This is a genomic window from Rhodococcus sp. YL-1, from assembly GCF_001942025.1.
GTDB lineage: Bacteria > Actinomycetota > Actinomycetes > Mycobacteriales > Mycobacteriaceae > Rhodococcus_F > Rhodococcus_F qingshengii.
The window spans coordinates 4,665,390-4,678,972 of sequence record NZ_CP017299.1; the positions used below are offsets into that span (position 1 = coordinate 4,665,390).

Sequence of the window (13,583 nt, forward strand, 5' to 3'; positions counted from 1 at the left end):
CAGCCTAGTCGCTGGACTCCTGCGGCTTCGAGGGCAGGTCGGTCTCCGGCTCCGCCCCGGCTGTGGGGTCCGCCTCGGGTGCCGCGACAACCTCCGCGTCGACTACTTCGATCTCGACGGTTTCCTCTGTCACTACCTGCACGGGTTCGCCTGATTCTTCGACAATTTCGGCTTCGACGACCTTGGTCACTACCACCGCAGATTCCTGGGCGAGCACTTCGTCGGCGTTTTCGTCGTCCTCGCCATCCGTTGTGGCCGCGGCCGTGATCGCAAGTTCGGGCTCGGATGCTCGAGCCGGTTCAGCCGTCGGCGGCGCAACCTCGTCCTTCATGTGTCCGCGGTGTGAGAACCACATCGCGAACAGCGCCGAGACGGTTCCGAACAATCCCAGCCACGCAAAAGTCAGAAGACCGAAGCCCCACCACAGGACCTCGACGGTGCCGAACTGCCCGAGGTCTCCCCCCGCAGCAAGGGCAAGCAGAGCCATGACGACGCCGGCACCGGCAGCTGCCGTCAGCACTGCGAGCACACTGTCCTGCCCGGCGATGCGTCGAGCGCAATCACGGCCGAGCATCACACCCACCGCAGCCGGAACGATCAACAGCACCGGCCAGATTCCGCCGGCGACGCCTTCCGGAACCGCTCCGAGAAGGGGCAAGGGTGGCAGATCTCCACCGATGTTGCCGAACACGCTGATGGAGACGTTTCCGAAATCGGCCGTCGATCCCGTCATCACCGCGGCTGCACCGACCACGAGGTTCGGCAGATAGAGCAGCGACAACACCGTCAATCCCAGTACGCCGACAAACCCGTTGCCGCGTGCGAGTAGGTCACCGACCGTCGACCACGACACGAGTAGTGACACCACGACGGCCACGGCGCCCGCAGCCAGCAGCGCTGCCGACGCGGCCGCGGCCGGACGAACAGCGGCAGATGCCCACGGCGGAATCTCGGCGACGACGCGATCCCAGTGCGCAGCAGCAACACCGACGGACGCGGCGATCAGGTGAATCCCGGCGACCCAGCCGAAAGCGGCCAACGTGTTGGGGCTCGACAGCGGAATTGCCGCGGAGGCGTCGGCGACAACGGCGAGAGCGATTGCCGTGATAGTCAACGGCCCGGCTACTGCCGCCCCCACCAGGCGGAGGGTGTCGTCACGGGAGTCGGTGTGCACCGCAGTCGACGCGCATCGGCGTGCGACCACCCACATCATGACCGCCGTTGGAAGCAGTGGCAGTACACCGAGTTGGACGCCGCTGATAGTCGCCGGCACCTGGTGGATGACCAACCAGGTGGTGGCAATGGCGCCGAAGGTTCCGGTCAGATCGCTGCTCGCCGATACCAAAGTGACCACGACGACAGCCGCGATCAGCAGCATCGTCAGGCCCGACGGTCGGAAGGCGACGGTCAGCAGCTTGCGCGCCAGGTCCGGGTTCGGTCCCGGGCGACCGCCGCCGACGCGGCCGCTGCCAGTACGACCACGTCCGGGTCGTGAGGACGTGGGACGGGACCGGGTGCCATCAATCAAAGAACTCATCCCCTCGAGGGTTTCACTCGACAGTGCGCCGCGCACTCAGGCGCGCCGTCGGGCTCACGGAATGTGGCCTCCACCCGCAGCGGGTCGGAGGCCACATTCATGTTCGTGAAACGAAGAAGTACTACTGCTGACGCTCGTCGGGGTTCTGCGAGCCGAAGACCTTGGTCTCGGCCGCGGAATCGCTGCTGCCCTGGTCAGGTTCCGCAGACGGCGTCGGCGCTTCGAAAGTGGGCGGCTCGAAGCCCGTCGGCTGCTCGGTCGAGCCAGTCTGCTGCTGGTTGTACGGCTGGCCGTAACCGCGTGGAGCGGTGAACTGATCCGACGAGTAACTCGGGTTCGGCTGGCCACCGGGCTGAGAGGTCAGCGGATAGTAAGACGACGTCGTCGCGGCCGACGAGTCGGTCTGTCCGGGATTCTGCACAGGGTTCTGACCGTATGGAGGCGCAGTCTGGCCGTAAGGCTGCGAAGCGGTCGGGTCTGTGGGGGCGGCGTGCGCTCCCCCGTATCCCTGCTGCTGCGCCTGCCCGTACTGCGGATTCTGCTGGTACTGGCCCGGCTGCTGAGCCTGCTGAGGCTGGCCGTACTGAGCCTGTCCGTATCCCTGTGGCTGACCTGGCGCCTGCCCCGGCGCCTGGCCGTAAGGCTGCTGCTGACCGTACTGCTGAGCTACCGGTCGGGGCGCGGGCGCCTTCAGGATTCCGATCTCGAACAACAACGCGGCGACTGCGACGACGGTCTGCACGAACGAGAGGATCAGCACGATGATCAGGCCCCAACCGAGGCTGATGTCGACGTAGTCGCTGGTACCGACGGAGAACGCGGCGAACACCAAAGCGAAGAAACCCGTGAGGGTGAGCGCTGCGGCAATGCCTGCATACGACTGCTTCGGGAGCAGCGAGACGCCTGCGACCACACCGCCGGCGAAAACGAATCCGAGGCCGTAGATGCTCGATTCGAAGAAACTCGAACTGGTATCCAGGCCGCTACCGATGCCGCTGCTGCTTCCACTGATCGACGTGAAGGGCGCAAAACCGAGCAGGAAATTGATCAGGCCGAGTGCCGCGACGGCGATGAGCAGGATGAATCCGAGATTCTTGGTTCCACCGCCCGCTGCCGGCTGATTCGGTGGCCCGAAGCTGGGCCCTTGCGGCGTGAACGTCATGACTTCTCCTCGTAGACGGTCTTCGATGGTTACCAGCGTATGTGTCTCGACTTCGCACGCTAACACCGACAGGAGACAATGGGCAGATGCCCTTCACCCTCGCGCCCGGCGCCGACCACGTCGTCGAAACCGAGGTGAAGCACTCACGATTCATCGCCGCGCTTCACCGGGTAGACGACGCCGAAGCCGCCACGGAGTTCGTCGCGGAGCAGAAATCGCTGTATCCCGATGCGCGCCATCATTGTTCGGCTTTCGTGATCGGATACGAGGCGAACTCACGCGTCGAGCGTGCACACGACGACGGTGAACCGGGCGGCACTGCCGGGGTGCCGATGCTTCAAGTTCTCAAGTCTCGAGATCTGGTCGATGTGATTGTTGTCGTCACGCGCTATTTCGGCGGAATCAAGCTCGGCGCCGGTGGATTGGTCCGCGCGTATTCGGGAGCGGTCTCGGTGGCTCTCGATTCGGCCGAGCTTGTGGCCAGGGAGAGAAAGGTCCTGCGCACTTTGGCGATCCGGCACTCAGAGGCCGGTCGGGTGGAAGCGGAGCTGAGAGCGCGGGGCGTCTCGGTGCTCGGAACTACGTATGGATCGAAGGCGGTGATGACGCTCGCCGCCGGTGACGCCGACGATCTCGACTCGATCGTCGCATCCATCACATCCGGTGCGGGGCAGTTGGAACCTGCCGGGTCGATGTGGGTCGATACCACTGTGCGTGGTTAAGGAGTCCGGAGACTCCCTAACCACGCACGGGGGCGAAGCCCCTTACAGGGACTGAAGAATCTCGCGAGCGAGAGCAGCGGTGGCGGACGGCGTCTTGCCGACCTTCACGCCTGCAGCTTCGAGAGCTTCCTGCTTGGCCTGAGCCGTTCCCGAGGAACCGGAGACGATGGCGCCGGCGTGGCCCATGGTCTTGCCTTCGGGAGCGGTGAAGCCTGCCACGTAGCCGACGACCGGCTTGGTGACGTTGGCCTTGATGTAATCGGCTGCACGCTCTTCGGCGTCGCCACCGATTTCACCGATCATCACGATGACCTTGGTCTCGGGATCCTTCTCGAACGCCTCGATGGCGTCGATGTGGGTGGTTCCGATGACCGGGTCGCCGCCGATGCCGATGGCGGTGGAGAAGCCGAAGTCACGGAGTTCGTACATCATCTGGTAGGTCAGGGTGCCCGACTTGGAGACCAGGCCGATGGGGCCGGTGCCTGCAATGTTGGCGGGCGTGATGCCGACGAGGGCCTCACCCGGGGTGATGATGCCGGGGCAGTTCGGTCCGATGATGCGGGTCTTCTTGCCCTTGGACTCGTTGTACGCCCAAGCGTAAGCGGAGTCCTGAACCGGGATGCCCTCGGTGATGACCACGAGGAGCGGGATCTCCGCGTCGATGGCCTCGACGATGGCGTCCTTCGAGAAGGCCGGGGGAACGAATGCGATGGAGACGTCTGCGCCGGTCTCCTTGATCGCCTCTTCGACCGTCGCGAAGACGGGGAGCTCGACAGGGGAACCGTCAGCTGCAACGTGCGAGACCGTGGTGCCGGCCTTGCGAGCGTTGACGCCGCCGACGACCTGGGTGCCGGCCTTGAGCATCAGAGCGGTGTGCTTGGTGCCCTCGCCGCCGGTGATGCCCTGGACGATGACCTTTGAATCCTTGGTGAGGAAGATTGCCATTGTTCTGTGAGTCCCTTACTTCGCTGCGTGAGCGAGTTCGGCGGCCTTGTCGGCGGCCTCGTCCATGGTTGCGACGACCGTGACCAGCGGGTGGTTGGCCTCGGCGAGGATGCGACGACCCTCTTCGACGTTGTTTCCGTCCAGGCGAACGACGAGCGGCTTGTTGGCCTCGTCACCCAGGGTCTTCAGTGCGCCGACGATGCCGTTGGCAACTGCGTCACACGCGGTGATGCCGCCGAAGACGTTGACGAACACGCTCTTGACCTGTGCATCGTTGAGGATGACATCCAGGCCGGCAGCCATGACTGCAGCGGAAGCTCCGCCGCCGATGTCGAGGAAGTTGGCGGGCTTGACGCCACCGTGGTTCTCGCCGGCGTATGCGACGACGTCCAGCGTGGACATGACCAGGCCTGCGCCGTTGCCGATGATTCCGACCTCACCGTCGAGCTTGACGTAGTTGAGGTCGTTTTCCTTGGCCTTGAGCTCGAGGGGATCGGTAGCGTCGCGATCCTCGAATGCCTCGTGGCCGGGCTGACGGAACGCTGCGTTCTCGTCGAGGGTGACCTTGCCGTCGAGGGCGAGGATCTGATCGTCAGGCGTACGAACGAGGGGGTTGACCTCGACGAGGAGTGCGTCTTCGCCGATGAAGACCTCCCACAGCTTCTGGATCGTCACGGCCGCTGCGTCGAGCACCTCTGCGGGCAGCTTTCCTGCCTCGGCGATGCTGCGCGCGAACGCGAGGTCGACGCCCTTGACTGCGTCGACGGGGATCTTGGCGAGAGCGTCGGGGTTCTCCTCGGCGGTGACCTCGATCTCGACGCCACCCTCTACCGAGCACATGGCCAGGTAGGTGCGGTTGGTGCGGTCGAGCAGGAAGGAGATGTAGTACTCCTCGGCAATGTCACTTGCCTCTGCGACCAGCAGCTTCTTGACGACATGGCCCTTGATGTCCAGGCCCAGGATTGCCTCGGCGTTTGCCACTGCGGCATCCACGTCGGGCGAGTACTTGACGCCACCGGCCTTGCCGCGGCCGCCTACCTTGACCTGTGCCTTCACCATCACGGGCTTACCGATTTCTTCGGCAATCTCGCGTGCGCCGGCGACTGTGTCTGTAACACGTCCAGCCGAAGTCGGCACTCCGTGCTTGGCGAAGAGTTCCTTCGCCTGGTATTCGAAGAGATCCATCTGCTCACCGTCTCGTCTGCGTTGTCACCCGCTCGAGGGGTAGGAGCGGGTCTGTTCTGGACTTTAACCAGTTGCCGCGTTCGGTTTGCGCCCGCATTGATGCTATGTGGCCCAAGTCACGCGCAATTGCCCGATGAGGCACGCCTCACCGATTCGGCAAGGTGGCCACACCGAATTTGTCAAGCATCAGTCTCACTGATTCTTGCGCTCGAGAACGCTGCAACGAGAAGCAACACTATGCCCGTGGCCGCTGTGATCGCACCCACCCCCACGGTTGCGTCCGATATGCGCGATGACGTGAGCGGCCACTCACCGACGTACACCAGAGCTGCCACGGCAGATCCGATCAGCAATGCCGCGCCCCGCGACGGCCGCGCGGACGCTGCGATCACAGCGGCGATCACGACGGTGACGCCGACGAGCAGTTGACCCCAGACGTCAATTCCCCACGGCCACTCCAGAACTGAGGCCGCCGTATAGGCGTCGCCCTGATAGAGGGGAAGCGCGGTTCCGATCAGGACAGCGACGGCGCCGATCCCACCGACGATAAGCACCAGCCCTCGCGAACCGCCACCTACCGACGTGTCGACATCCTCACGCTCGGCGCTTCCCGCCAGCCAGACGAGCAGTCCCGTCGCCGCAGCGAGGAAAGCCGCGCCGCAGAGCACGAAGGCACCGGCCCCCAACCCGACGCCCGGTACGTCCGTGGCGATGACAGCCGACTGCATGACAGCGGCGACTCCCATCACGACCGTGGTCCACAACACGCCGACGGCCGGCCGCACCACCGCGGCGCGGCCCGGGGCGAACAAGCCCAGACCGGCGACCAGCTGTACAGCAGCCGCGAGCAGGACAACTCGAGACGAGAGCATGGACGGTTCGGGGATGTTCTCCGGCAACGACAGGACCGGAAGTGCCACGCCCAGGGCTGCCACTGCTGCGGTGACAACTGCGCCGATACCGGCAACGCGGTGAAGTCTGTTCACCCGCGCTTGCGCCGCGCGGGACTGAGCCACCATCGCCGCTTTCAGCGCACCCTTTGTCGTCTTCGCGGGTGCGCGAACCACACTTTCAGCGGGAATCGCATCTTTTTCACGCCTGGAAGCGAGGTAGGGAGCTGAAACGCCGATCACGGCGATGACCACGGCGGCCAGTGCCCCGACCACCGATCCCGAACCGGCGCCGATCCGATCGCCGGCCGCGAACCCAGCCATCACCCTGGTTCCACTGACTGCGAGTGCGCCGAGACCGACACCGATCAGGGCGCCGCAGCCCACCGGTAGCGAGATGGACGTCAATGCCGCCGCGACCGCAACGAGTACCGCGACGCCGACCAATCCCGTACCGACGGCGGTGGCCGCCGCCGAGTCGACGAGCGGTTTGACCAGAAAGATCGGATCCTGCGAACTGAAGGAAGGACCGAACAGGGAGAGCACGAACACCACCGCGGCCAGAATCAGCAGCGCTGTCGGCCACCCACCGATCCGCCCGCCAACCGATCGCCCGTCGAATTCCGCGGCGCGAGCGCTGCCGTATCCGTCCCGCTCCGATTCACGATGGACGACCATGAAGCCGAGGACACCGGACACCACAAGAAGTCCGTGGCCCGCGAGCGCGAGATAAGCGCCCGGACCCGCATCGATCGAACCCGCCGAAATCGGACGGAAAAGGTCCAAGCGGTTTGCATCGATTGCGTCGACGAACAACTGAACGTCGAGGATCGCCGCGCCGAGGGACACCGCGCCGATACCTGCCAGGAGTCCACCTGCGAAGGCGGGCCTGCGCCCCGAGGTGAGCACCGCAACCAGCGGCACGACGATCGTGCAGACGGCAGCGAAGAGAGCGGCGGAAGCAAGAGCCCCCGTCGTGTCGACCCCGCGGCCACTCCCGACTCCGACGACGGGACTGGCTGCCACTCCGACGGCACCGAGCAGTCCGATTACCGCCGCGAGTGGCGCCCCGGACTTCACTCCGGGGTCGTCGAAACGCGCCTGCGACGTAGTTCCAGGTGTTGTGGACACTCGATCGACGGTAGTGCCTGAATGGACCGGTGATCCGGTTGTGACACGCGTGATCACGAAACGAGATGATTCGTCCGTTTTGCCCGGATCGACATATTCCCAGGTCAAGCTGTGAGGCACGTCACATAATCGGACAGGTTTCCGCTACGGCTTGCGCCCATCGCAATCATTTCGTTACCGTCAGTCGGTCTAAGTCACGGGCTGATCACGAACTCGAGGAGAGAACCGGCATATGCATCACCGCAGCCAGTTCACCGCTAGTAGGTTCTCGAACTCAGCTCCAGACGAGGTCACGACCACTTATCCAACGCACTCGGCCAGGCGTTACACCGAGACCAAAAGTTCTGAGATCTCTACCGATATGTTCACTCGAAATTCATCCTCCACGTCGTCAGATTCCGACTCTCACGAGTTCGTCGAGTCCGACGTGATCAGCACCCCCACTTACGCCTCCTCCGCACCGACAGTCGATGTCGAATCTCCGGTTCGCCGCAGCGGTGCTCACCGACTCCCCACCCCTCCCTCCGCTCTCAAGGGCCGCGCCGCCGTTCTGGCAGTTGCAGCCGGCGCGGTTGTCGCCGCGGGCCAGGCAGTTGTCAACGACGGTTCCTCTTCTGCCGCCGACCACTCGGAAGTTGCACTCGCCAACGAGTCCTCCGCGATCGGTACCACCGCAGAACCGCAGGCCGCTCAGTTCGCTCCGGCCACCTCCACGGCAGCCACCACCGAGGCCGACGCTCCGCAGGTCCTCAACGTCGCAGCGCCGACCGACCTCTCCCAGTTCAGCAACCTGCTTGCCAAGGGCCAGCGTTTCAGTGACGAGCGCGCAGCACGCGAAGCCGCTGCCCGTCGCCCGCTGTTCGTCCTGCCGGCAGTGGGCACGTTCACGTCCAACTTCGGCACCCGCTGGGGCACTCTGCACGCCGGCGTCGACATCGCCGCCCCGATCGGGACGCCCATCGTCGCCGTCGCCGACGGCAAGGTCATCGATTCAGGTCCGGCTTCCGGGTTCGGCATGTGGGTACGCCTACAGCACGCAGACGGAACGATCACCGTCTACGGCCACATCGACACGTCCACCGTCACGGTCGGTCAGCAGGTCATGGCCGGCGACCAGATCGCCACTGTCGGCAACCGCGGCTTCTCCACCGGCCCGCACCTTCACTTCGAGGTTCATCTCGCCGGCGAGAACAAGATCGATCCCCTCCCCTGGCTCGCCTCACGCGGCATCAGCCTCGGCGTCGAGCAGGACTGATCGCAAGCCCAACGCTTCTGATGAAAAACTTCCGGCCCGCACCTTTCCAGGTACGGGCCGGAAGTTTTTGCCTGTCTTCTACAGCTTCACCATCGGCACACCGCCGATGAGCATCAACCGCACCTTGCCCGCGCTACCGAAGTCGATGGTGACCGTCGCGGTGGGGCCAGTGCCCTTGGTTTCCAACACGGTGCCCAGACCGTACTTGTCGTGACTGACGCGGTCACCCGTGGCGAGGACCAGAACGTTGTTGCGGCCACGCGCGGCACCGAAACTGGGAGTCGACGCGGCCTTGCCGGACCCTCCCCCGTAGTTCTGCCCGCCGCCGTATCCCTGGCCGCCCTGGCTGCCGTAGCGGCTTCCGCTGCCGTAACCCGGCCTGCCGCTTCCGAATCCGCCACCGGTGCCCGGATCCTCACGGCGCCAGTTGATCAGGTCCTCCGGGATCTCCTGGATGAACCGCGACGCCGGGTTCTGGATCGGTTGCCCCCACGCCGAACGCATGATCGCGCGCGTCAGGTACAGGCGCTGCCTGGCACGGGTGATGCCGACGTAAGCAAGTCGACGCTCTTCGGACAACTCCGCCGGATCACCGAGGGCGCGCATGTGCGGGAACTGCCCGTCCTCCCAACCGGTGACGAAGACGACCGGGAACTCGAGGCCCTTGGCGGTGTGAAGCGTCATCATGGTCACGACGCCGTCGTCGGAGTCCGGCAGTTGATCGGCGTCGGCGACAAGCGATACCCGTTCGAGGAAGGCGGCAAGCGAACCCGGATCGGGTTCGCCTTCACGCATTGCTGCGGTTTCCTCGTCGTCCGGATCGATCAGCCCGGCCGCGTTTCGCGCGTCGGAACTGAATTCCCTTGCCACGCTGACGAGTTCGTTCAAGTTGTCGAGTCGCGCGCCGTCCTGCGGATCGCTGCTCGCCGCAAGCTCGGCGCGGTAGCCGGTGCGCTCGAGCACCGCCTCGGCAACCTCACCGATGTCACCGAGCTCGAACGGTTCGTCCTCGTCGGCGGCTGCTGTCGGTAGCAGGGCCCGCAGCCCGTCCATCATCTCGAGGAACGACGCGATGGCCTTCTGTGACCGCGTATTGAGCAGCGCCACTTTGCCTTCCGCGCCGTCACGGAGAGCGGCGGCGAAGCTGATGTTGCGGTGCTCGGAGTGCACGGCGACGCAGGCTTCGGCTCGATCACCGATACCGCGTCGGGGCGTGTTGAGAATGCGTCGCAGGCTCACGGTGTCGTCCTCGTTGGCGAGGACGCGCAGATACGCGACGATGTCCCGAACTTCCTTGCGCTCGTAGAAGCGAACGCCGCCGACCACCTTGTACGGCACTCCGAGTCGAATGAAGATCTCCTCGAGCGCGCGTGAGGAGTTGTTGGTCCGGTAGAACACCGCGATGTCGGCGAACTTGGTCTCGCCCTGGTCCACCAGCCGATCGATCTCCGAGGCGACAAACGATGCTTCGTCGTGCTCGTTGTCTGCAACGTAGCCGACGATCAGTTCGCCTTCACCCGAATCGGTCCACAGACGCTTTTCTCGTCGGCCGGTGTTCTTGGAAATCACGGAGTTGGCCGCAGACAGAATGTTCTGCGTCGAACGGTAGTTCTGTTCGAGAAGGATGGTCCGAGCATCCGGGTAGTCGCGTTCGAACTCTTCGATGTTGCGGATAGTGGCTCCGCGGAATGCGTAGATCGACTGATCGGCGTCACCGACGACGCACAGTTCGGCCGGGGCAACGGCGTGGTCGGACTCTCCGGCTCCGCCGACCAGTTCACGCACAAGCATGTACTGCGCGTGGTTGGTGTCCTGGTACTCGTCGACGAGCACGTGACGGAAGCGGCGGCGGTAGTACTCGGCGATCTGGGGAAACGCCTGGAGAAGCGCGACGGTCTCACCGATGAGATCGTCGAAGTCGAGTGCGTTCGCCGCACGCAACCGCTGTTGGTAGTGGCCGTAGACCTTGGCGATCAGTCGCGGAAGTTCGGCCGGATCCTGATCGGCTGCGACAACCGCCTCTTCCGGTCCGACGAGTTCGTTCTTCAGATTGGAGATATGCGTAGCGAGAAGCCGCGCGGAGAATCGTTTGGTGTCGAGCTCGAGGTCCTTCGAGATCATCGTCAGCAGTCGACGCGAATCGTCGGAATCGTAGATCGAGAAATTCGAGTTCAAACCGGGCAGGAGCGCCGCCTGTGCTCGCAGGATCCGCACGCAACTGGAGTGGAACGTCGAGACCCACATGGCGTTGGCACGCGGTCCGACAAGAGCTGCCACACGCTCGCGCATCTCGGCCGCAGCCTTGTTGGTGAACGTGATGGCCAGGATCTGACCGGGGGTGACACCCCGTTCGGCCAACAGATAGGCGATGCGACGCGTCAGCACTGCAGTCTTGCCCGAGCCGGCGCCCGCGACTATCAGCAACGGCGAACCGGCATGGACCACGGCCTCGCGCTGTTGCGGGTTGAGACCCTCGAGGAGGGCGTCCGAACCCGCGTCGTGTCCCCGCGCGCCGCCCCCGTCGTGCTGGGAATGTCCGTCGTGCTCACCGAGTGCTGGGTACGTGTTCATCGCCTGTCCACGCTACCGGCGTCCACCGACACGGTCGTCAGTGCGTCCACCTGCTGGTAGAGGCACTTGGATTACCTGTGTCGAGCATGGCAAACTGGACGCTATGTTCAGCATTTCCGTTCGCGACAACACGGCCGACCCCGTCGGCCCGCTGTGGCGTTACTTTACGTGCCCCGGACCTCGGTGCACGTGATCTGAACAGCTCACCCGCCCCTGGTCCGAATCGGATCCGGGGCATTTTCGTCAGTGTGCCTGGATCGGTAACGACCCGAGCCGAGACCACGATCCACGCAGTAGGAAGAGGAGACGAATAGCAATGAGCACCCAGGCTGCAGCCCCCCATGGAAATACTGTCGATACTGTAAAAACTGCTCCGACAGACGTCGAGATCCCCCAGAGTGAGGCGGAGATCGACGAACTACGGAAAGAAATCGACCGTCTCGACGCCGAGATCCTCGCGGCCATCAAACGCCGCTCCGAGGTCTCCCAGATCATCGGCCGTACCCGGATGGCATCGGGTGGTCCGCGTCTGGTGCACAGCCGCGAGATGAAGGTCCTAGAACGATTCAACGAGCTGGGCCAGGAAGGCCACACTCTCGCGATGCTGCTCCTGCGCCTGGGCCGCGGACGCCTGGGCCACTAGCGCACACCCAGATCACTTGCGAACGGCCACATCGGATGCCTCTGGCAGTCCCGATGTGGCCGTTCGCGTGTGTATCAGCTCTCGAGCGCGATGTACTTCGTGTTCAGGTATTCCTCGATCCCCTCGGTCCCGCCCTCGCGGCCGAATCCGGATTCCTTCACGCCACCGAACGGCGCTGCCGCGTCCGAGATCACTCCGCGGTTGACGCCGATCATTCCTGATTCCAGTGCGTCGGAAACCCGAAGCGCACGGTCGAGATCCCTCGTGAAGATGTACGCGGCCAGTCCGAACTCGGTGTCGTTGGCGGCTGCGATTCCCTCGGCTTCGGTGTCGAAGCCGGTGATCGCGGCGACGGGTCCGAACACCTCTTCTTTCAGAATCCGCGCGCTGGCCGGAACGTCTGCCAACACCGTGGCTGGATAGAAGTACCCTTCACCACCCGGCGCTTCGCCGCCCAGTCGCACCTTCGCCCCGGCATCCACCGCATCTGCAACCAACTCCGCGACCGTGTCGAGTTGGTTCTGGTTGATCAGCGGGCCGAGCTTCGTCTCCGGGTCGGTACCGGGTCCCATCGTGAAAGTCGCCATCTTCTCGGTCAGCTTGGTCGTGAACTCTTCACGCACGGCGTTGGCGACGTGGAACCGGTTGGCGGCGGTGCATGCTTCGCCTCCGTTGCGAAGCTTCGCCAGTACCGCGCCCTCGACTGCCTTGTCGACGTCCGCGTCGTCGAACACCACGAAGGGTGCGTTGCCACCCAATTCCATCGACGTGCGGAGCAATCGCTTCGCGGACTTCTCCACCAGCATCTTGCCGACGCCGGTGGACCCGGTGAAGGTGAGCTTGCGCAGTCGAGGGTCGTCGATGAGAGGGCCGGTCACTTCACCGGATTTCGATGTCGGCAACACCGAGAGGACTCCGTCGGGCAACCCGGCTTCGGCCATGAGCTGAGCAAGCAACAACATCGTCAACGGGGTCTCCGAGGCGGGCTTGACGATGATCGTGCAGCCGGCGGCCAATGCCGGGCCGATCTTGCGGGTACCCATCGCCAACGGGAAATTCCAGGGAGTGATGGCCAGACACGGTCCGACCGGCGCCTTGGTGACAAGGATCCGGCCGTTGCCCGCCGGGGCCGGCGTGTAGCGCCCGCCGATGCGAACGGCCTCCTCGCTGAACCACCGGAAGAACTCCGCCCCGTACTTCACCTCGGCGCGACTTTCGGCGAGTGCCTTGCCCATTTCGAGGGTCATCAGCAGCGCCACGTCCTCGGCTCGCTCGGTGATCTTCTCGAAGACGGCTCGCAGGATTTCACCACGCTCGCGCGCAGGTGTGCTCGCCCACTTCGACGAGACGGCGACGGCTTCGTCGAGAGCGCGCAGCGCGTCCGCGGGGCTCGCATCGGCGACATCGGTCAACGATTTCCCGGTCGCCGGATCCGCCACCGCGAAGGTCGCGTTGTTCTCCGCGGGCACGAACCGACCGCCGACGAACAACTGGGTGGGAACTGATCGAATGAATTCGAATGTGTCCATGGGTTCCATGATG

10 protein-coding genes are annotated in these 13,583 nt (G+C 64.4%); 3 read left to right on the top strand and 7 right to left on the bottom strand.

Annotation, left to right across the window (positions count from 1 at the left end; all coding sequences use genetic code 11):
• Positions 1-4: 4 nt before the first annotated feature.
• Both BH682_RS21510 and BH682_RS21515 read right to left on the bottom strand, forming a co-directional pair.
• Positions 5-1,537 (bottom strand): cell division protein PerM, encoded by a 1,533-nt coding sequence (locus BH682_RS21510; RefSeq protein ID WP_007727603.1) that lies wholly within the window; start codon positions 1,535-1,537, stop codon positions 5-7.
• 121 nt (positions 1,538-1,658) lie between these two features.
• Positions 1,659-2,699 (bottom strand): DUF5336 domain-containing protein, encoded by a 1,041-nt coding sequence (locus tag BH682_RS21515; protein WP_030534877.1) that lies wholly within the window; start codon positions 2,697-2,699, stop codon positions 1,659-1,661.
• 86 nt (positions 2,700-2,785) lie between these two features.
• Here BH682_RS21515 and BH682_RS21520 point away from each other — a divergent pair, with 86 nt between their 5' ends.
• The gene (locus BH682_RS21520) at positions 2,786-3,421 is read left to right on the top strand and encodes an IMPACT family protein (protein WP_003946418.1); all 636 of its coding nucleotides are present in this window, start codon (positions 2,786-2,788) and stop codon (positions 3,419-3,421) included.
• A 42-nt stretch (positions 3,422-3,463) separates the two neighbouring features.
• On the opposite strand, the gene sucD is transcribed toward BH682_RS21520, so the two are convergent.
• From sucD to BH682_RS21535, 3 genes are all read right to left on the bottom strand, one after another.
• Entirely contained in the window at positions 3,464-4,366 is a 903-nt protein-coding gene (sucD, locus tag BH682_RS21525; protein ID WP_003946432.1) for a succinate--CoA ligase subunit alpha, read from the bottom strand.
• A gap of 15 nt (positions 4,367-4,381) precedes the next feature.
• Positions 4,382-5,551: an ADP-forming succinate--CoA ligase subunit beta gene (sucC, locus tag BH682_RS21530; protein WP_003946426.1), complete on the bottom strand. Its 1,170-nt coding sequence runs from the start codon at positions 5,549-5,551 to the stop codon at positions 4,382-4,384.
• A gap of 179 nt (positions 5,552-5,730) precedes the next feature.
• A complete protein-coding gene (locus BH682_RS21535; protein WP_223304415.1) occupies positions 5,731-7,572 on the bottom strand; it encodes a hypothetical protein in 1,842 nt (613 codons plus the stop codon).
• 232 nt (positions 7,573-7,804) lie between these two features.
• Here BH682_RS21535 and BH682_RS21540 point away from each other — a divergent pair, with 232 nt between their 5' ends.
• Positions 7,805-8,827 carry a M23 family metallopeptidase gene (locus BH682_RS21540; RefSeq protein WP_030534879.1) on the top strand — a complete coding sequence of 341 codons (1,023 nt, stop codon included), beginning with the start codon at positions 7,805-7,807 and terminating at the stop codon, positions 8,825-8,827.
• 78 nt (positions 8,828-8,905) lie between these two features.
• On the opposite strand, the gene pcrA is transcribed toward BH682_RS21540, so the two are convergent.
• Positions 8,906-11,398, bottom strand: coding sequence for a DNA helicase PcrA (gene pcrA, locus BH682_RS21545; protein ID WP_003946394.1), 2,493 nt, complete (start codon positions 11,396-11,398; stop codon positions 8,906-8,908).
• 316 nt (positions 11,399-11,714) lie between these two features.
• Here pcrA and BH682_RS21550 point away from each other — a divergent pair, with 316 nt between their 5' ends.
• Positions 11,715-12,041, top strand: coding sequence for a chorismate mutase (locus tag BH682_RS21550; protein ID WP_003946362.1), 327 nt, complete (start codon positions 11,715-11,717; stop codon positions 12,039-12,041).
• A 74-nt stretch (positions 12,042-12,115) separates the two neighbouring features.
• Here the strand turns inward: BH682_RS21550 and BH682_RS21555 are convergent, their stop codons facing one another.
• Positions 12,116-13,570, bottom strand: a complete 1,455-nt coding sequence (locus BH682_RS21555) for an NAD-dependent succinate-semialdehyde dehydrogenase (RefSeq protein ID WP_190287595.1) — start codon at positions 13,568-13,570, stop codon at positions 12,116-12,118.
• Positions 13,571-13,583 lie beyond the last annotated feature (13 nt).